This window comes from Aeromonas sp. EERV15, from assembly GCF_900079845.1.
In the GTDB taxonomy this organism is placed as follows: domain Bacteria; phylum Pseudomonadota; class Gammaproteobacteria; order Enterobacterales; family Aeromonadaceae; genus Aeromonas; species Aeromonas sobria.
This window is the reverse complement of sequence record NZ_FKKY02000006.1, coordinates 83395-109296: the sequence shown is the minus strand read 5'-3', so window position 1 is coordinate 109296 and position 25902 is coordinate 83395. Positions and strand designations below refer to the sequence as shown.

Genomic DNA, 25902 nt, shown 5'->3' with positions numbered 1-25902 from the left:
AACAAAAGGCGCCTTATGGCGCCTTTTTTGTGGGTATTTGCGGCAGCTGACCGGCCGCATCTTCGGCAGGATTGCCCTGAATATATATTTCACGGCCATCTTTCTGGTAGGGGCGATAGTAGTCGCCACCGCAGCGATAACCGCCACCCGGCTGGCTCATCAGCTCGCAATTGACCGGCAACACCTCCAGCCACTTGATGGCCTGCTGATAGCGCAGCCACTCCTGCCATTGGTGTTCGCGCGCCAGCTGATCGCGCAACGCAAAGGTATCCCCAATAGACAGCCCCTGGTTGACGATCACCTGACCCGCCATGGCTGGCAGGCTCAGTAACCCCGACACCACTATGATCCAAGGCTTCATGTTCCCTCCTCGGTGACTTAATTTCACAATTAAATTAAAAGTGACATCAATCTGTTATCCAGATCACAAAACGAAACTTCACCAAAGTGCTGCCAGCTCACCTAGTTGTTAATTATCGTCCACGGCAGGAAGCATCACCATGAAGCCGATCCCGACCCTGTTGCTCAGCCTCACTCTCGGCACTGCGCTTGGCACCACTGCTAATGCCAACGAGATCAACATGAGCTGGCAGTGGCAATCCACCGATGGTCAGCGCAAGCATTTCCAGCTGACCACTGACGATCAGGTGATTGCGGCCAGTCGTCACGAAATGAGCCTGCTGGACGCCTCCCTCACCAATCCGCTGGAGACCCTCTACGCCTATATCAGCCCGCGGCTCTACAACAGCATTAACCTGATCAACCAGAGCAGCCCAGAGACCGCCACCAAGTTTCGCAATCTGGAGCAGGCATTCACTCTGCGAGACGACAGCACGGAATCAATACTGTTTTGGCAAGCCTATCAGCAGTATCAGGAAGATGCTTTTTACCAGATGAAGGTGGTGCCCTGCGTCCACCCCAGCAATCGCAAGCTGCCTTGCGTACGACCCGATTATTCCCAGCTCTTCTACCACTTCAAGGGCCATCTCAAACCGCTGGCCCAGCAGTTTGCCGCTAAAGATCTCAGCACCAGCGTCAGCCTGCTGCAGGAGTGGTTGAACGCCATACCGACCCAACCAGAACAGCTGAGTCAATTCGCATCGCCACTGCAAGCCCTGCAGGACAACAAAGCCGACAGCGACGAAAAGGCGCTGTTGATGGCCAGCCTGCTGGCGGAATTGGCCCCGCAATATGTGCTCAGCATCATCTATCCGGATATCAGCATCGGCAGCGTCTCCCCTGCCTGGCTGGCCATTACGGCAGACAGTGGCGTACCCGGTGATGTGGTGGTGATCAACAATCAGCGCCATGTGCTGCTGACCGGCTCGTCCCTGCTTGCCCAGCAGATGACCATGGCCAAGATCCCCCTCATCAGCGAGTCGCTCTACTGACGCAGACAGCTCAGACCAGCAGCCAATTCATTGATTTTTATCGATGTCATGCCATCCTAGCCGCCCTTGCCAGCCAACCACCTGACTGGCGGGGCGCCGATGCTTCTGAATTGCGATCTTATTTAACACTTTTTAAACAGATCCGATCAGTTTAGGATGAAGCTCGCCCATTCCCTCAATCCGAAACTCGTTATAACATAACAAATGGAGTGTCATCAGGATGAAACATCTCGTACTTACTTTGGCGCTGCTGCCATCTCTGGTCTTTGCTCACAACTTCAAGGATGGCAACCCGGTGCCGCTGGTCAATGTCAGCGACAAGGGTGAGCTGGTACTGAATGGCAAGGAGATCGGCTACCAGCCGTGGCAGAGCACCTCGCTCACCGGCAAGGTGTTCCTGATCCAGCATATTGCCGGTCGCTCCAGTGCCAAGGAGCTGAACGCCCCGATGATCGAGGCGATCAAGGCCGCCAAGTTGCCGCAAGACAAGTACCAGACCGTTACCGTCATCAACAGCAATGACGCCATCTGGGGCACATCCGGCTTCGTGAAGAGCAGTGCCGAGGACAGCAAGAAAGAGTTCCCCTGGTCCGCCATGGTGCTGGATGCCAAGGGCATGGCGCGCAACGCTTGGGATCTGACGCCGGAAAGCTCGGCGATCATCCTGCTGGATAAAGAGGGCAAGGTGCTGTTTGCCAAAGATGGCCAGCTCGATGCCAACAACATTGCTACCGTGATGGGGCTCATCAAGTCCCATCTCTAAGTCAGAGAGAAAGGGCGCTGATGGCGCCCTTTCCATAAGGGTCTATGGGTCGTATCAAGCTGAAAATCTGGATCTTGCTGCTGGGCTGGTTATGGCTGCAGCCTGCCCTTGCCCGGCACCAGTTTGAATCTGCCCTGCCCGGCCACGACGACCATCACTGTCTGGTCTGTGCCCTCCATCTGGATGGCAAGCAGGTCATCACCGCTACCCCCTATTGTTTCCCCGGTTCGACCTCTGTTCTGCCCGCTGTTGCAACCATGCAACACTCGGTGGATACCGCCACGCTTCACAGCTATGCCATCCGTGCGCCGCCAGCCTCTGCTTTTCTCTATCCATTTGTTTAATTTCGCTATTTGTTTTGAAAAAGGATTAAAGATGAAAGCAGTTACTCTGTTGCTGGCCGCAGCGGCCTTTGGCGCACACGCAAATCACGACGAACACGAGAGCCACAGCCACGGCGCCCACGAGCATGGCCACGGCCACCTCAATCTGGTGGTCGATGGCGACCAATTGATGATCGAGCTGCAGGCACCCGCAGCCGATCTGGTGGGCTTCGAGCACGCCGCCAAGAGCGATGAAGAGAAGGCGCAGTATGCCAAGGCGGTCGCCCGCCTCCAGCAGCCTGACGCCCTGTTTCGCTTCGACCCGGCCGCTGGCTGCAAACTGACCCAGCAGGAGCTGCAAGCCGCCAAAGAAGAGCATGATCACGACCATGACCATGACCATGACCATGACAAGGCTGCCAGCGACAAACATGAAAACCACCATGATCATGACGAAGCGGGTCACGCCGATATGGGCGCCATGTACACCTACACCTGCGCCACGCCGGCCAAACTGACCGGCCTTGAGGCGACCCTGTTCAGCGTCTATCCGAGCCTTGAGAAGCTGAGCGTGCAGGGCATCCTGCCTACTGGCCAGACCGCTGGCGAGCTGACCCCGTCCGCCAACAAGCTGAGCTGGTAACGCCATGAAAAAAGCCGTGGTTGAGATCCGCGATCTGGCCTTTGCCTGGCCAGGTGGCGACGCTGTACTCGATCTGCCCGCCCTCACCATCCGCGAGGGTGAGCGGGTCTTTATCAAGGGCCCGTCGGGCTCTGGCAAGTCGACCCTGCTCGGGTTGCTGGCCGGGATCCAGACCGCCAACCACGGCACCCTGGAGGTGCTGGGCCAACCATTGGCCCGGCTCTCTGGCCGTGCCCGTGACCACTTCCGGGCGGCCAATCTGGGTTATATCTTCCAGCAGTTCAATCTGCTGCCTTTTCTCTCGGTGCAGGACAACGTGACCGCTGCCCTCACCTTTTCGCCCGCCAAACGGGCTCGCCTGCAAGGGAGTCCGGAGCAGGAGGCGCGCCGTCTGCTGGCGGAGCTGCAACTGCCGGATGACGCACTGCATCGCCCCGTCCATGCCCTCAGCATTGGCCAGCAGCAGCGGGTGGCTGCCGCACGGGCGCTGATCGGCTCGCCGCCACTGGTGATCGCCGACGAGCCCACCTCGGCCCTCGACACCGACAACCGGGCGGCCTTTATCAAGCTGTTGTTCGAGGAGTGCGACAAGCAGGGCTCGACCCTGATCTTCGTCAGTCACGACCCTTATCTCGAACCCCTGTTCCCGCGGGTCGAAAACCTGCAACAGCTCAACCGGAGGGCATCATGCTAAAGCTAGCCCTGCAAAGTCTCTGGGCCCGCCGCCTCACCGCCGGGCTCACCCTGCTGGCCGTCGCCATCAGCGTCACCCTGCTGCTCGGGGTGGAGCGGGTGCGCACCCAGGCCCGCGAAAACTTCTCCAACACCGTCTCGGGAACCGATCTCATCGTTGGCGCCCGCTCCGGTCAGGTGAATCTGCTGCTCTACTCGGTGTTTCGCATCGGCAACCCCACCAACAACGTGGGGTGGGACTCCTATCAGGCCATCAAACAGAAACCCGGCGTCGCCTGGACCATCCCGCTTTCCCTTGGTGACTCCCACAAGGGATTTCGGGTGCTCGGCACCAATGGCGACTACTTCACCCACCTGAAGTACGGTCGGCAACAGTCGCTGCAATTGCGGGAAGGGCGGCCATTCGACACGCCGTTTGAAGCGGTGCTCGGCGCCCAGGTGGCCGAGAAGCTCGGCTATCACCTCGACCAATCCATCGTCATCGCCCACGGCGCTGGCAACACCTCGTTCAGCCAGCACGACAACCTGCCATTCAAGGTGGTGGGTATTCTGGCGCCGACCGGCACGCCCATCGATCGCACCATCCATGTGCCGCTGGCGGGGATCGAGGCGATCCATCTGGGTTGGGATACCGGCCGCCATAGCAAGAACGTCACCGCCGAACAGGCGCTGGCGCAGGATCTCACCCCGAAAACCATCACCGCCTTTATGGTGGGGCTCAGCAACCGGATCCTGGCGTTCCAGCTGCAGCGCAGCGTCAACACCTATCCCAAAGAGCCGCTGATGGCGATCCTGCCGGGGGCCGCCCTGCAGGAGCTGTGGAGCCTGATGAGCGTAGCGGAAACGGCTCTCTCGGTCATCGCCGGTTTCGTGGTGGTGGCGGGCCTTATCGGCATGCTGACTACCCTGCTGGCGGGGCTTAACGAGCGGCGCCGGGAGCTCGCCATCTTGCGATCCCTCGGTGCGGGCCCTGCCCACCTGTTCCTGCTGCTGGCGCTGGAGGCGATGGCGCTGACCACGGTTGGCATCGCCCTCGGGGTCGGTGTGCTCTATCTGGGGCAGGGGCTTGCCTCGCCCTGGCTGCTCAGCCACTATGGCCTGCAACTGAGTCTGGGGCTGCCGAGCACCTACGAGTGGCAGTTGCTGGGGGTAGTGTGGCTGGCAGGCATGGTGATCGGCCTGCTCCCTGCTGCCCGCGCTTACCGCTACAGCCTGAGCGATGGTATGAGTATTCGCGTCTAGCGAGACGCCCAAAATAGAAACAGAAGGACAGATGATGAAGTGGAAAATTGTGGCGCTGCTCGCCAGCCTGCTGGTGCTGCCCGCCCTGGCCGCCGATTACAAGACCATCGACTGGGATGTGCTGATCCCGGAAGGGGAAAAACTGCTGCCACCCCCTCAGGTGAGTCACGATGGGGATCTCACCTCCGTGCCCCAGCCAGTGGGCGGAGTAAACAAGAAGCTGGACAGCCAGGATGTCCGCATTCCGGGCTTCGTGGTACCGCTGGAAGGGGATGCCAAGAAGATCACCGCCTTCCTGCTGGTGCCCTACTTCGGTGCCTGCATCCATGTGCCGCCGCCCCCCACCAATCAGGTGATCTATGTGAGCTACCCCAAGGGTGCGCCGGTGGATGACCTGTGGGATGCCATCTGGGTGAAGGGCAAGATGCGCACGGTCAGCTCCAGCCACGAGATGGCCACCGCCTCCTACTCGATGGAAGCGGTCGAGGTGAGCGTCTACGAGGAGTAATACTCCCGTTGAAAAAAAAGCGGCCTCTACGGAGGCCGCTTTGTTATCTTGGCCTCAGGGTTGGAGTAACATTCATCTCCTGAACCTGTGCTAATGGAGTCAGCATGGCAGACCTCCCGCCCCCCAAGAAAGAGAGTTCGATCCTGAGCAGTCAGGAGCAGACCCTGCGTCTGGCCCGCAGTCGCGGCATCGACGGCATGCTCACCCGCAACAGCGACAGCACCTTCGAACAGCGCGCCACCTTTCGCCATCTGGCGGATCAGGCCGCCCGCCAGCGCAATCTGGAAGCCATCATGGTGATGGCCGCTCGCCACTGTGAAGAGACGGCTGCCGGGGGGGAGATGGACAGCGACTGGCTGACCCGCTTCCTGCATCTGGCAGAAGATATCAGCATGGTGCCGATGCAGCAGCTGTGGGGGCGGATCTTCGCGCTGGAGATAGCCACCCCGGGCCGTTTCTCCATCCGGGCGCTCTCCACCCTCAAAGAGATGACCCAGCGCGAGGCCCAGCTGTTTCAGCGCATCTGTTCGCTGACCTGCCGCTATACCGGCAGTGACGAGCAGCGACTGCTGCTGGGGCTGCACAAGGGGGCCAGCCTGCTAAGCCGTGCCAAGGCAACCCGCCTCGGCCTTGGCAAATACCGGCTGCCCTACAACGCCCTGCTGCAGCTGTTCGAGCTGGGTCTGCTGCACCGCGGGGAACTGGAATCCGGCCCGCTGCCCGCTGATGGGGTCGAGCTGGAGTTTGGCAACCAGCGCTGGCGGCTGCAGTGCAAGCAGCACAACATCACCCTGCTCTACTACCGGCTCACCCCGGTGGGCAACGAGCTCGCCCAGCTGCTGCAAGAGTCGCCGCTGGAGGACTATCTGCAGGATCTGAAAACCGTGCTGGTGCAGGGGATCCAGATCGAAGTGATGCAGCTGATCAGTGAGACCGCACCGCATACCCCTGACGCCACCCCCTGACCGGAAGGGGGTGCTCTCCCTCTTCACCCCCCCAGATCCCGCTCACAGCACCTCACTCAGCAAAGTGAGGTGCAAAATGCAGATTTCCTCATCTCTCGCTGCCCATTTTTTGCACATTGCAACAGCAGCACCGCCACTCTCACTGGCTGCGCCCCTTTATTGACACAAAAATCACTTGATGTGGTTGATGGCCCGCCCTTTGCCCCAGCTCTTGATACAGCTCTTGATACAGCTCAAAACTTAACCACCACAGCTCGGGAGCAAGGCCATGAGAATCAATCAACCGGTTACCCAAAGGGAACGCCTCTATCCAGACCACCAGAGCCTGATATCCACCACGGATCTGGAGAGTCGCATCACTTACGCCAACGACGAGTTCTGCGACATTGCAGGCTTCCAGCTCGACGAGCTGGTCGGCCAACACCACAATATGGTGCGCCACCCGGACATGCCGAAACAGGCCTTTGCCGATCTGTGGAACCACATCAAGGAAGGCAAGAGCTGGATGGGGCCGGTGAAAAATCGCTGCAAGAATGGCGACCACTACTGGGTCAGCGCCTTTGTCACCCCCATCAAGGATGCCAGCGGCCGGGTGGTGGAGTATCAATCGGTGCGCACCGCCCCGAGCGAGGAGATCAAACAGCGGGCCGAGAAGGTCTATGCCGACCTGCGCAATGACAAGCTGCCGCTGGCGCTCAAGCTGCCCACCCTCTCCCACACCCTGACCATCAACCTTTGCCTGCTGCTAAGCCTGCTCGCCATGTTTGTGCTGGGTTACAACCTCGAGATGAACTGGCAACTGGCGCTGGCCGCCCTCCCGCTGGCAGTGGCTGCCATCACTCTCAATGCCCTCTCCCGCCGCCTCGGCAAGCTCAACAAGATGGCCCGCAGCCGCTTTGACAACCCGCTGATGCAACTGCTCTACACCAACAAGGTGGACAACATCGCCGCCATCGAGCTCTCGATGCTGCTCAATCAGGCCGAATTCAACGCCGTGCTGGCCCGCACCCAGCAGACTTGCAGCAAGATCCTGCAGGCCGCCGAGGGGGATCTGCGCAACGCCGAGTCCATCACCGACAACCTGCAACAGCAGCAAGCCGAGACCAATCAGGTGGCAACCGCCGTTACCGAAATGTCGGAGTCCATTCGCGAGGTCTCGCAGAGCACCAGCGACTCCTCCAGCCTGCTGGATGAAACTGCCGTGCTCTTCAAGAGCGGCAACAGCAGCGTGGCCGAAACCGTGGCCGCCGTAGCCGGTATGAACAGCGAGCTGACCACCTCCAAAACCGTGATCAGCGCCCTGGTCGGCCACTGCCGCGATATCGACGGCATCCTCGATGTGATCAACAACATCGCCAACCAGACCAACCTGCTGGCACTCAACGCGGCCATCGAAGCGGCGCGGGCTGGCGAAGCAGGCCGCGGTTTCTCGGTGGTCGCCGACGAAATTCGCTCGCTGGCCATCAAGACCCAATCCTCTACCAGCGAGATCCAGAAGATGATCACCGAACTGCAAAACAGCTCGGGCCAGGCAGAACAAGCGATGGAAAAAGGGTGCCAGCTCGCCGATAGCTGCCAGCAGAAGGCATCGGCCACCGGCGCGGTACTACAGCAGATCAACAACATGTTGCAGCAGGTTGCCTCCGGCAGCGGCCAGATTGCCCAGGCGGTGCAGGAGCAATCCCACGTCACCGCCGAGATCAACCGCAACGTGCTCAGCATCAAGACCCTGGCCGATGACTCCAGCGTCGGCAGCCAGCACGCCGTGCACGGCATCACCCAGCTGGTGACCCAGTTGAGCGACCTCGACCGGCTGGTGCGCCAGTTCCAGAAAACAGCCCCGGCCACCCAAAGCCGCTACGAAGCAGCGGCCACACGCGCCGTGCCAGTACGCCAAACCAGATAACCACCACATACAAACAATCACCGCAGAAAAACCATATGGGCCCGCAGGCCCATAAGGTTTTTTAGTGTCCGCCAATAAGCTGGTGACACTGCCGTTTCCCCGTCCGATTTCCCTCTGCGCTGATGGCCACCGCTGTTACACGGCCATATCGCCGCCCGTTATTTATTAATTTATTGATCTTGCTCAGAAAACCGCCTGCTTGCGCTTTTCACCCCAGCCCCGTTTGGTAACATTGCCGCCTGACAACCTCTCGTTGGAGTCAGCCATGAGCCAGGCCAGTGCCATATCGCAGGTAACGAGCAGCAGACTGGAGGCTGGAATTCAGGGGCGGTAGCGTGGTTTTTGTAGATTGGCGAGGTGCGTAGCCAAGCCCAATAGACGAGGACGGTCAGGCCAACCAGAGCGGGATAAACATGGAGCGGGCCGATCGAGAAAACAAATTTGCAGATACGTTGTACGGTAAATGTCACTATGGCCAATGCCTTTGCTTTATTTTCGAACAGTTGTAATGATTGCGTAAAAATAGGAATTCAAGCCAACACACTCAGCTTTGAAAATAGTCATGTGATTGATTTATTTTAAATATTATTTCCAATACACCTATCAGGGAGGAGCGTTGTTAGATGGAAGGCACAAAAGGACGTTCAATGAAATTTGAAGTAACGGAGTCATTACGAGGGGCTTTAAGCATAATGCAACTTTTAGGCCCTTGCGGTTTTTTAGTGTTGCAACTAGAGCTCAACTCAGTGGTTCGAGGTGGCTACTATTTTAGGTTGAAGGATGGTGGATTTAGCTTTGAGCTTCAATATCACAATGGGGTATTCGAGCTCAAAAGAAATGACTATTCAGTTACATTTTCAGGTAAAGATGGAAAGCGTGAAGGTATTTATCACACTGTAGCGTTTGCGTGGTCACCTGAATGGCTAGCTGCTGGTGCCAATGGTGATATAAAAAAAACAAATACACCACCAACTTCAATTCCTGTGTCAATACTTCGGCAGGCAAAAAAAGAAAACTTACTTCCAAATTCATCATTCGCCACTGAAGAACAGTTCAGACAGAAAGTCCTTGATTGCTTCTATAGCATTCAGAATAAAGTCTCTGAAACCAAATCCCAGAATAGCTTCTGGAACTTTACTAATGGAAGCCATGGCAAAGTTACATCTATAACACCAAAAAATGAAACTCAAATTCAATCTACAATTCATGGTTTGTTATATGATCAAATGATGATCAATTCAATTGAGGTTATTCCTGAATATCAAAATGGTGAAGGTATTCTCGATTTTTGCTTAATGGCTCAGGTAGATGATATCGGTTTTGTTAAGCTCGCTGTCGAATTTAAAAGGGCTCATTCATCAAAATTAAAGCATGGTATAGAAATACAGCTGCCGCTTTATATGAATTCAATTCAGTCTAAATATGGAATTTATGGTATATTTTGGTTTAAAGGTGAGCGCTTTGAACAACCATCAAAATATAAAAGCAAAGAAGAACTTGAGTGTTTTTCAAACAACTCACGATGCAACTCTAGCATTCCAGAGCATAGTAATGTAAGCGTAATAACTTTCGACTTAAGTCATATAAAGACAGCTAGCAATGCCTAACAAGTTGCTACACGCTGAAAATTACTCGCTACGTTCCCAATTCTCAGGTGAGCAAGGCGTCAGGATTTTAATTTTAGCTAGGTGGTTATGAATCCAATTTCAAATTCAAGAATACAATCAAATAACTTACTGATAATGGTGGTTTCTGCTGTTATTTTGGCTCTTGGCGTCGCCTTATGTGCGAATTACCTGACGGAGTTAATTGGGACTACAAAGGTACTATTTTACATTGGTGGCGCTTTAATAACAGTATCCATTTTTCTTATTAGTAAACTATTAAACCCTAAAATAAAGCAAGTAGTTAGGTTAAGGGGTGCGTACTTCTTTGAACCAGGAACACTGAAAGGAAAGGAGGTTCTGGGGTATGCGTTTAATCAAGATATCGCTACGTATTTGACGGCCTTATGCACTGAAAACAAGGCCTATGCCAAAGCTCTATTAAATGGGTATGAAGACTATGATGCGCCCAATTCATCATATGATCCCGATGTATTAGATTACTATAACCTAGTTGCATCATGTACTGAATTTTTATTTTTGAGAAAGTTAGGATTACATCTAAATTCATACTTCGTACATGAAGATATTGATAGAAATAAAATATGCACTATCCCAAGAAGTGCAATGCATCAAAACGTGCTAAAGAATAGAGTACTTGAACTAATTACCCGAAATCATCGAGAACGAGAGGCATTTTTAGGCCATGATGGCGACTCGGATTTCGAATTATGCTTTGCTGTTGGTGACAGTGGTGAAGTCTTCGACAGGTTAAATCTCGAGTTACCACTAGGAACCAAATTACAGAGGATGTCAGATAATTCTCTCAGGATATCTAGTGATATATTTGACATACACTTTGTCGTTGATTGCAATGCAACTAACACTGTAATTGCACCTGCTTTAATTTGTGGTGATTATGATGCACCGTGGTTAGTTAGTGTGAAGCTAGAGGTTACTGTAAAGAAAAGACTAATTCTGAATTCAAATGATATAGAGATGCATCAATGGCTAGATTCCTTTTTGAACTCATTCGAGAACTACATTAGCATCAAGAAATTAGAAGAACGTTCTTACCTTCAACTAGTGAACATACTGAAATCCTAACAAAACATGCAAGAAAGATTCACAATACTTGGCAGTTTTGGTTTGAATTATCTTCTAGCCCGTAGGTTCGAATAGCGAAGCGTATTCGGACAATCGCGAATAACCCCGCCGCGATATAAGCAAGGATCGGAAGATCCCCTTGCGGGGTTGATCTTGGCCACCTTGGAACAGCTCAAGGCTCGCCGGTGCCACTATAAGCTGGATTTATGGGTTTTCCGCTGATGACCCAACTTTTGCTTATAGTGGCTGCCGCCAGCCCATAAGCGCCTGTGGTGGCCAACTTAACGGCCGCCGGGCGCTTGTTATAGGTTCTTCCGATCCAATGACTGGCAGGCGAGGCGGGGCAAAGAGGGCTCTTTGCCCTTGCGACCCGCGCCTGCACTCTATTTGCTGCTTTTTGCTGCTCTCGGCTTGCTGGTTGCGGCCCTGGTGATTACCCGGTTGCCGGGATAACAATCCGGCAGCCTTTATCAGACGGCGCAACTCAACAACTACAGGTAGTTCCCCTGTCGCAGGGCGATCAGCAACTCATCCACCAGCGCGGCGACTGGTTTGCCAGCGTTTAGCAGATGGATTTCCGGCTGCTCTGGGGCCTCGTAGGCGGAGTCGATACCGGTAAAGTTACGAATTTCCCCCGCCCGCGCCTTTTTATAGAGCCCCTTGGGGTCGCGCTCTTCACAGACGGCGAGCGGTGCATCGACAAACACCTCGACAAACTCCCCTTCACCCAACAGATTGCGTACCAGCTCCCGCTCGGCACGAAATGGCGAGATAAAGGCGGTGAGCACGATAAGACCCGCATCCACCATCAGTTTTGCCACTTCGCCAACCCGGCGGATATTCTCCTGACGGGCGGCATCATCGAAACCGAGATCGCCACACAGGCCGTGGCGCACATTGTCGCCATCCAGCAGATAGGTGTGTTTGCCTTGTGCCGCCAACGCCTGTTCCAGAGCGCCTGCCAGGGTGGATTTGCCCGCTCCCGACAGCCCGGTAAACCAGATCACCAGCGGCTTTTGCCCTTTCAATTCGGCCCGGCTTGCCTTGTTCACGGCATGGTCGTGCCACACGATATTGCCCATCCTAATTCCTCGATCACTCAGGCCCATCAACATTGGGAAGGAACCAACGACCCCCTCACCCTAGCCCTCTCCCTGAGGGAGAGGGAACACTGACTCCCTGCTCCCTATTTTCCTCGGTGGGATCAGGCCCCTCACCCTAACCCTCTCCCAAAGGGAGAGGGAACACTGACTCCCTACCCCCTCTTTTCCTCGGCGGCAGGAGGGGGGGATAACGGGGGAAGCTCATCATCCTGCTCTCTCCCGCAGGGAGGGAGAACGACGATCTATTGCTTGCCGCTGTCGTTACCGATGGCCAGCGCCTGCCAGTGGGGGAAGTGCTTGCGTACCAGCGCATTGAGCTCGATTTCGAACTCGCTATAACGCCCAGCAACCGCTTTCGCCGCCAGACCTTCCACTATCATGCCGGCGCCGACGGTGACGTTGGTCAGCCGGTCGATCAGGATAAAGCTGCCGGTATCGCGGATCTCCCGATACGGGTCGAACGCCACCGGGTCAGTGAGGCTCAGCTCGCACAGGCCGATCTCGTTGAGCTTGAGCTCGCTTGCGGGCAGCTCGTCGAGCTTGTTGATGTCGATGCGGTGGCGGATGGCCTCCACCTGACCGCGACTCTTCTTGGTGGCCAGCTTGACGTCGTAGACCCGGCCCGGTTGCAGGGACTCCTCCCCCATCCAGACGATATGGGTCAGCAGGTTCTGGGTCACTTGCGGACGGTTGGCGGCATCCACCAGCAGGTCGCCGCGGCTGATGTCGATCTCGTCGGCGAAGGTGACGGTGATGGCCTGACCCGGCAGGGCGTACTCCAGATCCCCGTCGAAGGTAACGATGCGGGTCACTGTGCTCTCTTTACCCGACGGCAGCACCGCCAGCTTGTCGCCCACCCGCAGAATGCCGGAGGCCAGCGTCCCCGCGAAGCCACGAAAATCGAGGTTGGGGCGATTCACGTACTGCACCGGCAGGCGCACCGGATGGCGCTCCAGCTCGCGCTCCACTTCCGCAGACTCCAGCAGCGCCAGCAGTGTTTCGCCCTGATACCAGGCCAGCTTGTCGCTTTGGTTGACCACGTTGTCACCGTCCAGCGCCGAGACCGGCACGATCTGGATGGTATCGACGCTGAGCTTTTTAGCGAATTCGCGGTAATCGGCACTGATGCGCTCGAACACCTCCTGACTGAACTCCACCAGATCCATCTTGTTGACCGCCACCACGAACTGCTTGATGCCAAGCAGGCTCGCGATAAAGCTGTGGCGGCGGGTCTGATCCAGTACCCCCTTGCGAGCGTCGATCAGGATGATGGCCAGATCGCAGGTGGAGGCGCCGGTGGCCATGTTGCGGGTGTACTGCTCATGGCCCGGGGTATCCGAGATGATAAATTTGCGCTTGGCGGTCGAGAAATAGCGGTAGGCCACGTCTATGGTGATGCCCTGCTCGCGCTCCGCTTGCAGGCCATCCACCAGCAGCGCCAGGTCCAGCTTCTCGCCGGTGGTGCCAAGCTTCTGGCTGTCGGACTCCAGCGCTTTGAGCTGATCTTCATAAATCTGCTGGGAGTCGTGCAGCAAGCGACCTATGAGAGTGCTCTTGCCGTCATCCACGCTGCCGCAGGTGAGAAAACGCAGCAGACTCTTGTGCTGCTGGGCGTGCAGATAGGCTTCGATGCCCTGTTCGGTGATGGCGGTCTGAATATGGCTGTTCATGCTGACGACTCCTTAGAAATATCCCTGACGCTTCTTCTGCTCCATGGAGCCGGCCTGATCGTGGTCAATCAGCCGCCCTTGCCGCTCGCTCGAGGTGGTGAGCAGCATCTCTTCAATAATTTCCGGCAAGGTGGTGGCAGATGACTCGATAGCCCCGGTCAGCGGGTAGCAGCCGAGGGTACGGAAGCGCACCAGCTCCTGCTTCACCTCATCCTCGGCGGTCAGCGGCATGCGATCGTCATCCACCATGATCTTGATGCCGTTGCGTTCCACCACCGGACGGTGGGCCGCGAAGTAGAGCGGCACTATGTCGATGTTCTCCAGATAGATGTATTGCCAGATATCGAGCTCGGTCCAGTTGGAGAGCGGGAACACCCGGATGCTCTCCCCCTTGTTAACCTGGCTGTTGTAGACCCGCCACAGCTCCGGACGCTGGTTCTTCGGATCCCAGCGGTGAGACTTGTCACGGAAGGAGTAGACCCGCTCCTTGGCGCGGGACTTCTCCTCATCGCGGCGGGCGCCACCGAAGGCGGCATCGAAACCGTATTTGTTGAGCGCCTGCTTGAGCCCCTCGGTCTTCATGATGTCGGTGTGCTTGCCGCTGCCGTGCACGAAGGGGTTGATGCCCATGGCGAGGCCATCCGGGTTCTTGTGGACGATGAGATCCAGCCCGTACTTTTTGGCAGTCTCGTCGCGGAAGGTGATCATCTCCTTGAACTTCCAGTCGGTGTCGACGTGGAGCAAGGGGAACGGGATCTTGCCCGGATAGAAGGCCTTGCGGGCCAGATGCAGCATGACGGAGGAGTCCTTGCCGATGGAGTACATCATCACCGGGTTTTCAAATTCGGCAGCCACCTCGCGGATGATATGGATGCTCTCGGCTTCCAGCTGCTGCAAGTGCGTCAATCTTTCACGGTCCATGTTGGTCCTCGGGTCATTGCTTATGCGCCTGCTCGGGGCGCTGGGTGGTTCAGTGCGCGGCCGCACCGGCAGCCGCATCAAATATCTCTTTCTGACTCAAGCCAGCTGCACCAGCTTGAGGTCGCAGCCATCGAGATCCGGGTTAGCGCGCTGCTGCTCGCCGCCCAGCTCTCCAAACCAGGCCAGCCGATCGCGCAGGGCGACCACTTCGCCGATGACGATGAGGGACGGGCTCACCGCCTGTTTGGCCAGCTCGGCCAAGTCGGCCAGCGTGCCGGTCAGCACCCGCTGACAGGCGGTGGTGCCGCGCTCGATGATGGCGATGGGGGTGGCAGTGCTTCGGCCGTGATCCACCAGCTGCTGCTGGATATGCTCGGAGCGCATCAGCCCCATGTAGATCACCAGGGTCTGGTTGGTTGAAGCGAGCTGCTGCCAGTCGGGCTCCTTGCCCTCCTGCTGGCAATGGCCCGTGATGAAGACGGCGCTCTGGGCGTGGTCGCGGTGGGTCAGCGGAATACCGGCGTAGGCGGTGGCACCGGCAGCGGCCGTGATGCCGGGCACCACCGAGAAGGGAATGCCTTCATCGGCCAGCACTTCCAGCTCCTCGCCACCACGGCCAAACATAAAGGGATCGCCCCCTTTCAGTCGCACCACCCGGTTGCCCGCTTTGGCGAACGTAACCAGCAGGCGATTGGTCTCCTCCTGCGGCACACTGTGGGCCCCCGCCTTCTTACCAACCGATACCAGAGTGGCATCGCGGCGCACCAGATCGAGGATCTCAGGCGAAACCAGCTGGTCGTAGAGCACCACTTCAGCCTGTTGAATTTGTTGCAGCGCCTTGAGGGTCAACAGGCCCGGATCACCGGGGCCCGCGCCGACCAGCACCACTTCCCCCACTTCGCTTTTCGCATGGTCGAGACCATCGCTCAGCCACTGCTCGGCACCTTGCCAATCCTCTTTCTCAATCAGGCTGGCGAGGGTGTTGGAGGCAAACGCGCGCTCCCAGAAGCGGCGACGATCGGATATGGAAGAGAGCACCCGCTTGGCCTTGTCACGGACCCGGCCGGAGAGCTCGGTCAGCCCGCCGAGATGGCGCGGCAGCAGGCTCTCCAGCCGCTCGCGCAAGAGGCGCACCAGCACCGGCGCCTTGCCGCCGCTGGAGACCGCCACCATCAGCGGCGAGCGATCGATGATCGAGGGGAAGATAAAGCTGGAGCGCTTGGGGTCATCCACCACATTGACGAACAGACCCAGCTGGTTGGCACTCTGATAAACGAGCGCGTTGACTTCGAGGCAGTCGGTCGCCGCCACCACCAGGATCTGGCCTGCCAGATGGGCCGGAGTGAAGCGCTCCGCCAGATGGGTGAAACGACCGGCAAATTCCGTGAATTCGAGTTCAAGATCCGGGGAGACCAGGGTTAGCCGGGCACCGGCCGCCAGCAGCAGGCGCGCCTTGCGCAGGGCAACTTCGCCCCCGCCCACCAGCAGTACCGGGCGGCCTTCCAACTTGGCAAACATAGGTAAATAATCCATTTCGGCCCATCCCTCGGAACACGACTAATATGGGGCGACTATAGGCAGGGCAGCTTATCCCTCAAAATAATAAAAAATGCTTTTTAATGCTTTTAAGTAATTAGCAAAGCCAATTCACGACAAAGGCGAGTGAAGTCACTTGTGGTACCTGACGCCAGACCATAGGCTAGGGGCTGTGTTTCATAAGGAGCTAAATGATGAATGAGTCATTGATCGTGCTAGGGATTTTCGTGTTCCTGGTGATCGTCACCCTGAGCGCGGGCATCAAGATAGTGCCCCAGGGCTACAACTGGACCGTGGAGCGCTTCGGCCGCTACACCCGCACCCTCTCCCCCGGCCTTAACTTGCTGATCCCCTATGTGGATCGAGTCGGTCACAAGATCATCATGATGGAACAGGTGCTGGACATCCCGGCGCAAGAGGTGATCTCCCGCGACAACGCCAACGTCACCATCGACGCCATCAGCTTCGTGCAGGTGGTGGATGCCCGCAAAGCCGCCTATGAAGTCAACGACCTCACCAGTGCCATTCGCAATCTCACCATGACCAACATGCGCACCGTGCTCGGTGCCATGGAGCTGGACGAGATGCTCTCCCAGCGCGACACCATCAACGAGAAGCTGCTGCGCACCATGGATGCGGCCACCGCCCCCTGGGGCATCAAGGTGACCCGCATCGAGATTAAAGATGTGCGTCCACCGCTGGCGCTGGTCGAAGCGATGAACGCCCAGATGAAGGCCGAGCGCCAGAAACGGGCCGAGGTGCTGGAAGCCGAAGGGGTGCGCCAGTCCAAGATCCTTAAAGCCGAGGGGGAGAAGCAGTCCCAGATCCTGAAAGCCGAAGGTGAACGTCAGGCCGCCTTCCTCGCCGCCGAAGCGCGGGAGCGGGCAGCAGAAGCAGAAGCCAAGGCGACCCACATGGTCTCCAAAGCCATCGCCGAGGGTGATATGCAGGCCATCAACTACTTCGTGGCCCAGAAATATACCGAAGCGCTGGCCCGCATCGGTGAAGGCCCCAACAGCAAGATCATCATGATGCCGCTGGAAGCGGGCAGCCTGATTGGCTCGGTGGCTGGCATGGCAGAGCTGTTCAACAAAGATGGCAAGGGCAGCAAGTCATGACAGCCCTGTTCGAGGGGCTGACCCACTGGCACTGGCTGGGGTTCGGCTTCATTCTGCTGGCCATCGAGGTGCTCGGCTCGGTGGGCTTCCTGCTCTGGACCGGCATTGCCGCGCTGGAAGTAGGGCTACTGCTGCTGGTCTGGCCTTTTGGCTGGCAGGCGCAGTTGCTGCTGTTTGCGGTGCAATCCCTGCTCACCACCTGGGCCTGGTGGCGCTGGCAGCACCAGCGTGACAACTCGGGTCAGGATGCCGCCAGCACCATCAATGAGCGGATGCAGAGCTATATGGGCCGCGAGCTGACCCTGCTGGATGATGTCGCCCAAGGCATCAGCCGGGTACATCTGGACGATACGGTCTGGACGGTGCGCTGCGACGCGTCGCTGCCAGCGGGCAGCAAGGTCAGGGTGGTGGGGGCCGACTCCCACATCCTGCTGGTTGAACCCCGCCACTGACGGCGCTCTGCCATCGAACCATAAAAAAGCCCGCGATCGCTCGCGGGCTTTTGTTTCTCTGGCTGCCACTCAGGTACGCAGCCGGTCGAGCTGGCTGGCCAGCGCCGTGGCCGCTTGCTCCAGCGCCTCGCTCAGCTGATGGCTGGAGCTGGCCTCCTGTCCGATCACGTTGGCGGTATCGCCGATCCGCATCAGGTTCTGGTTGATGGTGTCGCTCACCGCACTCTGCTGCTCGGCGGCGGTGGCCACCTGACTGATGTGGTCGTGGATCTGCTGGATCTGGGCCACCACCCGATTGAGCGCCTCGAACGCCTGCTCGGTGCCCTGCACCGTGGTGGCAGAGCGCTCGATGCCGGTATTCATCAGACGCTGGCTGCTGCTCACTTCGGTCTGCAGACTGCCGATCAGCTGGCCGATCTCGTCGGTCGACTCCCGGGTCTTGGTCGCCAACGCCCGCACCTCGTCCGCCACCACAGCAAAGCCGCGGCCCATGTCCCCCGCCCGGGCCGCCTCGATTGCGGCATTGAGGGCCAGCAGATTGGTCTGCTCGGCAATGGCGCGGATCACATCGAGGATCCGGCTGATATTGGTACTGCGCTGGGCCACCAGCGCCACCGCCTTGTCCGCCTCATGCATATCCCCGACCAGGGTATGGATCTCGTTACGCGCGTTGCTGAGGGTCTGTTGGGCGGTATTGATGTGGTGGGTCGCAGACTCCGACTCCTGCGCCGCCTGTTCGGCATAACCCGCCACGCTGACCGCTGTGGTGCTCATCTGGTGCATTGCGCTCACCACGCTCTCCAGCTCCAGACTCTGTTCATCCAGACTGTTGCGCATGGTGTCGGCGGTATGTTTCATCTCCCGCGCCTGCTGATAGACCTGCTGGCCGATCCCCTTGCTCATTTGCACCATACCCCGCAGCTTGCCGAGGAAGGCATTAAGCTGGGAGCCAAGGTCGATCAGCTCCTGATGGGTGTCGATATCCATCTGCTGGGTCAAGTCCCCCTCATTGCTGGAGAGATGACCCACATGGCGACTGATGAGGGAGAGCGGCGCGGTAATGGTCTGGATAAACCAGACCAGCAGTCCCAGCACCAGCAGGATGATGACCCCCATCGCCAACACCTGCTGACGCTGGGCATCTCCCAACAGAGTGCCAAGCTCACCACTGATGGTGTGCGCCTTGCTCAGCGCCAACGCCTTGGGCACCTTGATCATCAGCCACCACTGGGTATTGGCCACCTCGATCCGGATCGGTTGTTGGAGAATGAAGTCACTGTCGCTACTCACCGGCTGACCGGTGGGCAACGTCAGCCCCACTTCCTTGAGCGGACGACCCAGCTTGTCGGCATAGCGGTTGCTACCCACGATAAGCCCCATCTTGCTGACCAGGGTCACATCGGCCTTGTTGTCATAGAGGCTCTTGCCAAGATTTTCAGCCAGTTGCTGGAAGATGGGCAGGTTCATATCCACCCCGGCCAGCCCGACAAACTTGCCATCATGGAGAATGGGCACAGTCAAACTGGTCATCAACATCTTGTTGCCCGGGCTTATCTCGTAGAGGTAGGGCTCCATCAGGCAGGGCTGGCGAGTATCGCGGCCACAGAGATACCACTCGCTGTTACGAATGCCGAATTCGTTGAGAGAGGTATCGAACTTGGCCTCGCTGGTCGCAGCATCAATCTGCTGCTGGGTGACCGCCCCCCCCTGGCCCTTGGTGAAGTAGATCTCCAGACTCCCCTTTCCCACCACCGAGTGGCTGGCCCCCGCCAACCAGTTGGCATCCTCGCCGTCATAACCATCCGGTTCAAACTGGGCGTAGATGGAGCTGATCCCGCTCGCCTGCTGCAAGCTGCTGCCGAGCAGCGACTCGACCTGCGGCCGCAACAACCGCAGCTCCGGCTTGGCCATCCCGGCTTCAATCTGGGCGGCCACAGTCAGGGGGATCTGATAGGAGTTCTGCATCAGCGAGGCGATCTGGATGGCATAGCGCTCCGCCTGATACTGCAGGCTGCGGGAGACCTCTTGCTCCAGCGCAGCACTGGTCTGGGTCATCACCATAGTACGAAGGGTGCTGAAGGAGGCCGACTGCAACAGGGTCATGGCTAGCCCGGTCAGCAGAAACAGTCCCATGGTCAGGCACAACAACTTGAACTTGAGGGAGCGTTGCTTCATGGGGCAACTCCTTATGGCAGGGTGACAACGAATTATCTGAGTATATTCCCCCACTTGCGCTTCACCGGATTTGTGATGGGTTTGTCGCCAGCTTCTGGTTATAATTTTCGCCTTCCCGAGCGTTGATGGAACAGTCGCAATGAGCAATGCACTGAGCAGTGTCCCGCCGGTAGTCGAAATGGACTACCCCTTTCCGGCCAAGCCTATTCCCCTGAGCGCCGAGCAGAAAACGACCTTGATCGCAGACATCAAGGCGCTGCTCCAGACTCGCAAGGCGGTATTGGTGGCCCACTACTACACGGATCCCGAGATCCAGGCGCTGGCCGAAGCCACCGGCGGATTCGTCGGGGATTCGTTGGAGATGGCCCGCTTTGGCCGGGATCATGAGGCACAGACCCTGATCGTCGCCGGGGTGCGCTTCATGGGTGAGACCTCCAAGATCCTGAGCCCCCATAAGCAGGTGCTGATGCCGACCCTGAAGGCTGAATGTTCCCTCGATCTGGGCTGCCCTATCGATAAGTTCTCGGCCTTTTGTGACGCCAACCCCGACCATACCGTGGTGGTCTATGCCAATACCTCGGCAGCGGTCAAGGCGCGGGCTGACTGGGTGGTCACCTCCAGCATCGCGTTGGAAATTGTCGAGCACCTCGACAGTCAGGGTCACAAGATTATCTGGGGCCCGGATCGCCATCTGGGTGCCTACATCGAGAAGAAGACCGGCGCCCAGATGCTGCGCTGGCAGGGCCACTGCATCGTCCACGACGAGTTCAAGGCCCGCGCCCTGCGCGAGCTGAAAGAGCAAAATCCGGACGCCGCCGTGCTGGTTCATCCGGAATCCCCCGCCTCGGTGATCGAGCTGGCCGATGCGGTGGGCTCCACCAGCCAGCTGATCAAGGCCGCCAAAGAGCTGCCCCAGCAGAAGCTGATCGTGGCAACCGATCGGGGCATCTTCTACAAGATGCAACAGGCCTGCCCGGATAAAGAGATGGTTGAAGCACCGACCGGTGGCGATGGCGCCACCTGCCGCAGCTGCGCCCACTGCCCCTGGATGGCGATGAACGGTCTGGTGGCGATCAAAGCCGCCCTCACCGATGGCGCCGAGCCGCACGAGATCCATGTAGATGAGGAACTGCGGGTCAAAGCGCTTATCCCCCTCGATCGGATGCTCAACTTTGCCGCCGAACTCAAGCTCAAGACCCAAGGCAACGCTTGATTGCAACGAGTTCGAGATGCAAAGAGGGCACCCGATGGGTGCCCTCTGGTTTTATGGGATGTGGCTTAAGTTAGATGATCACGGTAGAGAAGCTGTGCTCTTCATCCGGCGCAACAGTGACCCCCGCCTCACCCGCGATGGCCGCCTCGACACACAACATGGTGCGATAACCATCGTCGCTCATGTCGGCCATGGCGGTGGCGCCTTCCAACCAGGGGGTCCAGACCACCACGCTGTCGTGGTGGCCGCTCACTACCCGGGTCTCACGCTCGCCATCTTTGACGCAAACCAGCGCCTCTGGCTGCCAGTAGACCCGATCCAGCGCGCCATTGAGGGTCAATGCACCCTGCTGCTTGGCATCCTGTCCGGTCAGCTTGTCGGCATAGGGCTCGCCCAGACCGGTCACACTCACAGCGTCTGGTGCGCTGATAGCAAGATAGGTGTGCAATGCACCGCTATAAGTCAGCGGCTGAGCACCGGTGTTGCGAGTGGCCAGCACCAGCGAGAGCTCCTTGCCCACCAGCACATCCAGCTCCAGCTCAAAGGGGTGATCCCACAGGGCGCGGGTCGCGTCACTGTCGCGCAGAGACAGATGGACGAGCGTGCCATCAGCATGGTCGGACACACCGTCCAGCTCCCAGAGGGTGGTACGGGCGAAACCATGGGAAGGCTTGCCACTGCCGACGCGCGCTGGCGCAGGGCCAAACCAGGGCCAGCAGAGCGGGATGCCGCCACGGATCGGCTTGCTGCCATCCAGCACCGCCTTGTCGCTCAGCCAGATGGAGGCGGGCTCACCATGACGCTGATAGCTCAGCACATGAGCACCAAACAGACTTATCTCTGCCTTGCCATAGTCATTGTTGATGGTGAGAACCGGCAGACCGGCCGCGTTGTTGGCGAGCTGGCAGTTGGCGGTCAGAGGACGAATGGTATGCATATGGACTCCTGTCATCAGGGGAAGCGAAAAACAAAAAGGCGGCCAATGGCCGCCTTTTTTAAGCTACGCGATTGCGCATCCCAAATTACTTGGAGATGTGAGCGATCAGATCCAGAACTTTGCTGGAGTAGCCCATTTCGTTGTCGTACCAGGACACAACTTTAACGAACTTGTCGTTCAGCTGGATACCGGCTTTGGCATCGAATACGGAGGTCTGACGCTCACCGATGAAGTCGTTGGAAACAACTTGATCTTCGGTGTAGCCCAGAACGCCCTTCATGGAACCTTCGGAAGCGGCTTTCATTGCAGCACAGATCTGCTCGTAAGTAGCAGGCTTCTTCAGGTTAACGGTCAGGTCAACAACAGACACGTCCGGAGTCGGAACACGGAAAGCCATACCGGTCAGCAGGCCTTTCAGTTCAGGGATAACTACGCCAACAGCTTTAGCTGCACCGGTAGAGGACGGGATGATGTTCTGGCCAGCGCCACGACCACCGCGCCAGTCTTTGGCGGACGGACCATCAACGGTCTTCTGGGTAGCAGTGGTAGCGTGAACGGTGGTCATCAGGCCAGACTCGATACCGAAGGTATCGTTCAGAACCTTGGCGATCGGTGCCAGGCAGTTGGTGGTGCAGGAAGCGTTGGAAACGATGTCCTGGCCAGCGTAGGTCGCGTCGTTAACACCCATTACGAACATCGGGGTAGCGTCTTTGGACGGGCCAGTCAGAACAACTTTCTTGGCACCAGCTTGGATGTGCTTACGTGCAGTAGCGTCATCCAGGAACAGACCAGTCGCTTCGGCAACAACGTCAACACCGATTTCGCCCCACTTCAGCTCAGCTGGGTCACGAACGGCGGTAACGCGAACGGTTTTACCGTTTACAACCAGGTTGCCGTCTTTAACTTCTACGGTACCGTTGAAACGACCGTGAGTTGAATCGTACTTCAGCATGTAAGCCATGTAGTCAACATCGATCAGGTCGTTGATACCAACAACTTCGATGTCTGCACGCTCGCAAGCCAGACGGAATACGAAACGACCGATACGGCCAAAACCGTTGATACCTACTTTGATAGTCATAATTTTGTTACCTAACTGTTCAGTAGTTAAAGAAAATTCCGTTTGTAAATTTACTAGAACTCTCAGGTGAGTCAACCAACTTTCTGTCTGAAATTGCGCTACGTCATGAAAAACTGTGAAATTAATTTTCTGTTTATGTAACTGATTACCATATTTTGATGAAAATAGTGTCATAACGGGGTCGTGCACAGAGATCCACAATAGTGCCTGCCCGGTCACACAACCATTCACAGAGATATGTAAAAATGTGCGCGGTTTAGCATGGCCCAAAAGCCACTGTTCACATACCAACCCATAAAAATGAATCAAAATAGTATAGATAGAATCCACAGCGGGAATTCTCAAACTATGACCACCCTGATTGAACAGCTGGCTGCCGCAAAAGGCATTGCCAGTGAATATGTTGATGCCTGGGGCCATCCGGCACAGGTATCCGAAGAGAGCAAGGCCGCCATGCTGGGCGCCATGGGTTACCGCGTCGATGACGAGGCTGCACTGGTGCAACAGCTGGAAGAGGAGCATCGCCAGCACTGGCTGCGGGCGCTGGATCCTGTGATGGTGGTTCGCACCGGCGACGCCGTCACCCTCGAGGTCCGCCTCCCCCTCGAATTCGTCAACGACGCCCTCATCTGGCAGCTCCAGCAGGAGCAGGGTGCGGTGTTGTCCGGTCAATTCACCCCCATCGATGGTGAGCTGGTCGGCGTGGCTGAATTTGAGGAGATGGAGTGCCAGGCCTATCAGGTGACGCTGGAGATGGCCCCTGAGCTGGGCTATCACCAGCTGGTGCTGCTGGAAGAGGGCAACGACGAGCCGCTGGCTACCATGCGCCTTATCGTTGCGCCCCAAGCCTGCTACAAGCAGGCGCCGATTGCCGATGGCCGCAAGGTGTGGGGCCCGAGCGTGCAGCTCTACTGCCTGCGCAGCCGCCACAACTGGGGCATCGGTGATTTCAGCGATCTGGGCCAGCTGGTCGAGAAAGCCGCCGCCTGGGGTGCCCACTTCGTCGGCCTCAACCCTATCCACGCCCTCTATCCGGCCAATCCGGAGAGTGCCAGCCCCTACAGCCCCTCTTCCCGTCGCTGGCTCAACGTCGCCTATATCAATGTGGAAGCGGTGCCTGAATTCCAGCAGAGCGATCGCCTGAAAGCGGAAGTGGCAAGCCCCACCTTCCAGCAACATCTGGCCGAGCTGCGCGCCCAGGAGAACGTCGATTACACTGGCGTTATCCAGACCAAACTCGCCATGCTGGGTCAGGTGTTCGACGAAGCCAGCTTTGGCGCCGAACGTCAGGCTGCCTTTGATGCCTTCGTGGCCGCCGGTGGCGACAGCTTGCAACAGCAAGCGGCATTTGATGCCCTGCAGGCCTACTTCTATGCCAAGGGCGACAACGCCTGGGGCTGGCCGGTATGGCCGGAGCCGTTCCGCAATTACCACAACCCCGCAGTTGCCGCCTGGATGGCCGAGCATCAGCAAGATGTGAACTTCTACCTATACCTGCAGTTCCTGGCCGATGAGCAGCTGGCGCAAGCCGATGCGCGCGCCAAGGCGGCAGGCATGGTGATGGGGATCTACCGGGATCTGGCGGTTGGCGTCTCTGAAGGCTCCACCGAGATCTGGGCCAACCAGGATCTCTACTGCCCGAAAGCCTCGGTCGGCGCGCCGCCTGATGTACTGGGGCCACTGGGTCAGAATTGGGGCCTGCCCCCGATGAATCCGAACCAGCTGTTTGAAGCCGCCTACCAGCCAATGGTGGAGATGTTCCGCGCCAACATGCGCTCCTGTGGCGCACTGCGCATCGACCACGTGATGGCGCTGCTGCGCCTGTGGTGGGTACCGCCCGGAGCATCTGCCGCCAAAGGCGCCTACATCTATTATCCGGTCAACGATCTGCTGGGCATTCTGGCCCTCGAATCCCACCGCAACCAGTGCCTGCTGATCGGCGAAGATCTGGGCACTGTGCCGGAAGGGATCGACGTGACCCTGAAAGAGAATGGCGTGCACTCCTACAAGGTGTTCTTCTTCGAGCGCGCCAAGACGGATGGCGGCTTTATCTCACCTGCGCACTACACCGAGCAGGCGATGTCAGCCCTGACCACTCACGACATGCCGACCCTCAAGGGATTCTGGCATTGCGATGATCTGGCGCTGGGCCGTCAACTGGGTTTATATCCAGATGAGGATGTTTTGAAGACGCTGTATGCTGATCGCCATCAGGCCAAGCAGCGGATCCTGGACAGCTTGCATGCGCATCACGTCATCTCTGACCACATCAGCCATGACGTGAACTGGGTCGGTATGAACACCGAACTCAACCACGGTCTGCAGCTCCACATGTCCCGCGGTAGCTGCGCCCTGTTCAGTACCCAGCTGGAGGATTGGCTGGAGATGGACAAACCGGTCAACGTGCCGGGCACCAGTTACGAATACCCCAACTGGCGCCGCAAGCTCTCTGCTGACCTGGAAGATATTTTTGCCAATGAGGCACTCAAGGCACTGGCTGGCAAAATGAGCCAAGCCCGTGATGAGGCCAGTCGTTGAGCCACTGTGCAAC

General features: G+C 57.7%; 23 protein-coding genes. 15 read left to right on the top strand and 8 right to left on the bottom strand.

Translation table 11 applies throughout. The features are described 5' to 3' along the window. Positions 1-13: 13 nt before the first annotated feature. Positions 14-361 (bottom strand): hypothetical protein, encoded by a 348-nt coding sequence (locus BN4575_RS07015; protein ID WP_068977670.1) that lies wholly within the window; start codon positions 359-361, stop codon positions 14-16. 139 nt (positions 362-500) lie between these two features. Between BN4575_RS07015 and BN4575_RS07010 the strand changes: the two genes are divergently transcribed. The 11 genes from BN4575_RS07010 (at position 501) to BN4575_RS06960 (ending at position 11145) form a co-directional block, all read left to right on the top strand. After that, positions 501-1391: a hypothetical protein gene (locus BN4575_RS07010; protein WP_068977669.1), complete on the top strand. Its 891-nt coding sequence runs from the start codon at positions 501-503 to the stop codon at positions 1389-1391. A 220-nt stretch (positions 1392-1611) separates the two neighbouring features. Next, a complete protein-coding gene (locus tag BN4575_RS07005) occupies positions 1612-2154 on the top strand; it encodes a YtfJ family protein (protein WP_005335681.1) in 543 nt (180 codons plus the stop codon). Between the two features lie 44 nt (positions 2155-2198). Continuing rightward, a complete protein-coding gene (locus tag BN4575_RS07000) occupies positions 2199-2498 on the top strand; it encodes a hypothetical protein (protein ID WP_068977668.1) in 300 nt (99 codons plus the stop codon). Between the two features lie 31 nt (positions 2499-2529). Next, positions 2530-3120, top strand: a complete 591-nt coding sequence (locus BN4575_RS06995; protein ID WP_068977667.1) for a DUF2796 domain-containing protein — start codon at positions 2530-2532, stop codon at positions 3118-3120. A 4-nt stretch (positions 3121-3124) separates the two neighbouring features. Continuing rightward, entirely contained in the window at positions 3125-3814 is a 690-nt protein-coding gene (locus BN4575_RS06990) for an ABC transporter ATP-binding protein (RefSeq protein WP_005335686.1), read from the top strand. After that, positions 3808-5055: an ABC transporter permease gene (locus tag BN4575_RS06985; protein WP_068977666.1), complete on the top strand. Its 1248-nt coding sequence runs from the start codon at positions 3808-3810 to the stop codon at positions 5053-5055. Before BN4575_RS06990 ends, BN4575_RS06985 begins: the two co-directional genes overlap by 7 nt. A 31-nt stretch (positions 5056-5086) precedes the next feature. Beyond that, entirely contained in the window at positions 5087-5563 is a 477-nt protein-coding gene (locus BN4575_RS06980; RefSeq protein WP_068977665.1) for a DUF3299 domain-containing protein, read from the top strand. Between the two features lie 104 nt (positions 5564-5667). Continuing rightward, complete coding sequence (locus BN4575_RS06975) at positions 5668-6528, top strand: TIGR03899 family protein (protein ID WP_068977664.1); 861 nt, start codon at positions 5668-5670, stop codon at positions 6526-6528. Between the two features lie 268 nt (positions 6529-6796). Continuing rightward, the gene (locus BN4575_RS06970) at positions 6797-8434 is read left to right on the top strand and encodes a methyl-accepting chemotaxis protein (protein ID WP_068977663.1); all 1638 of its coding nucleotides are present in this window, start codon (positions 6797-6799) and stop codon (positions 8432-8434) included. 623 nt (positions 8435-9057) lie between these two features. Further along, positions 9058-10041 (top strand): hypothetical protein, encoded by a 984-nt coding sequence (locus BN4575_RS21675; RefSeq protein ID WP_141689739.1) that lies wholly within the window; start codon positions 9058-9060, stop codon positions 10039-10041. An 87-nt stretch (positions 10042-10128) separates the two neighbouring features. Next, a complete protein-coding gene (locus tag BN4575_RS06960; protein WP_068977661.1) occupies positions 10129-11145 on the top strand; it encodes a hypothetical protein in 1017 nt (338 codons plus the stop codon). Between the two features lie 491 nt (positions 11146-11636). On the opposite strand, the gene cysC is transcribed toward BN4575_RS06960, so the two are convergent. From cysC to cysG, 4 genes are all read right to left on the bottom strand, one after another. Continuing rightward, a complete protein-coding gene (cysC, locus tag BN4575_RS06955; protein ID WP_068977660.1) occupies positions 11637-12227 on the bottom strand; it encodes an adenylyl-sulfate kinase in 591 nt (196 codons plus the stop codon). A 263-nt stretch (positions 12228-12490) separates the two neighbouring features. Next, positions 12491-13918, bottom strand: coding sequence for a sulfate adenylyltransferase subunit CysN (gene cysN, locus BN4575_RS06950; RefSeq protein ID WP_068977659.1), 1428 nt, complete (start codon positions 13916-13918; stop codon positions 12491-12493). A gap of 12 nt (positions 13919-13930) precedes the next feature. Beyond that, on the bottom strand, positions 13931-14863 hold the full coding sequence (gene cysD / locus BN4575_RS06945; RefSeq protein WP_368664535.1) for a sulfate adenylyltransferase subunit CysD: 933 nt from the start codon (positions 14861-14863) through the stop codon (positions 13931-13933). A gap of 72 nt (positions 14864-14935) precedes the next feature. Beyond that, positions 14936-16372: a siroheme synthase CysG gene (cysG, locus tag BN4575_RS06940; RefSeq protein WP_068977658.1), complete on the bottom strand. Its 1437-nt coding sequence runs from the start codon at positions 16370-16372 to the stop codon at positions 14936-14938. Positions 16373-16569: 197 nt separating this feature from the next. On the opposite strand from cysG, the gene BN4575_RS06935 reads away from it, so the two are divergent. Next, positions 16570-17493: an SPFH domain-containing protein gene (locus BN4575_RS06935; RefSeq protein ID WP_068977657.1), complete on the top strand. Its 924-nt coding sequence runs from the start codon at positions 16570-16572 to the stop codon at positions 17491-17493. After that, positions 17490-17945, top strand: a complete 456-nt coding sequence (locus BN4575_RS06930; protein ID WP_068977656.1) for an NfeD family protein — start codon at positions 17490-17492, stop codon at positions 17943-17945. Before BN4575_RS06935 ends, BN4575_RS06930 begins: the two co-directional genes overlap by 4 nt. A 69-nt stretch (positions 17946-18014) precedes the next feature. On the opposite strand, the gene BN4575_RS06925 is transcribed toward BN4575_RS06930, so the two are convergent. Next, positions 18015-20120 carry a methyl-accepting chemotaxis protein gene (locus BN4575_RS06925; protein WP_068977655.1) on the bottom strand — a complete coding sequence of 702 codons (2106 nt, stop codon included), beginning with the start codon at positions 20118-20120 and terminating at the stop codon, positions 18015-18017. A gap of 139 nt (positions 20121-20259) precedes the next feature. Here BN4575_RS06925 and nadA point away from each other — a divergent pair, with 139 nt between their 5' ends. Next, positions 20260-21333, top strand: coding sequence for a quinolinate synthase NadA (nadA, locus tag BN4575_RS06920; protein WP_068977654.1), 1074 nt, complete (start codon positions 20260-20262; stop codon positions 21331-21333). Between the two features lie 70 nt (positions 21334-21403). Here nadA and BN4575_RS06915 read toward each other — a convergent pair whose 3' ends face one another. Continuing rightward, on the bottom strand, positions 21404-22270 hold the full coding sequence (locus BN4575_RS06915; protein WP_068977653.1) for a D-hexose-6-phosphate mutarotase: 867 nt from the start codon (positions 22268-22270) through the stop codon (positions 21404-21406). 85 nt (positions 22271-22355) lie between these two features. Then, a complete protein-coding gene (gap, locus tag BN4575_RS06910) occupies positions 22356-23351 on the bottom strand; it encodes a type I glyceraldehyde-3-phosphate dehydrogenase (RefSeq protein WP_042023497.1) in 996 nt (331 codons plus the stop codon). Between the two features lie 348 nt (positions 23352-23699). Between gap and malQ the strand changes: the two genes are divergently transcribed. Beyond that, positions 23700-25889, top strand: coding sequence for a 4-alpha-glucanotransferase (gene malQ, locus BN4575_RS06905; RefSeq protein WP_068977652.1), 2190 nt, complete (start codon positions 23700-23702; stop codon positions 25887-25889). Positions 25890-25902 lie beyond the last annotated feature (13 nt).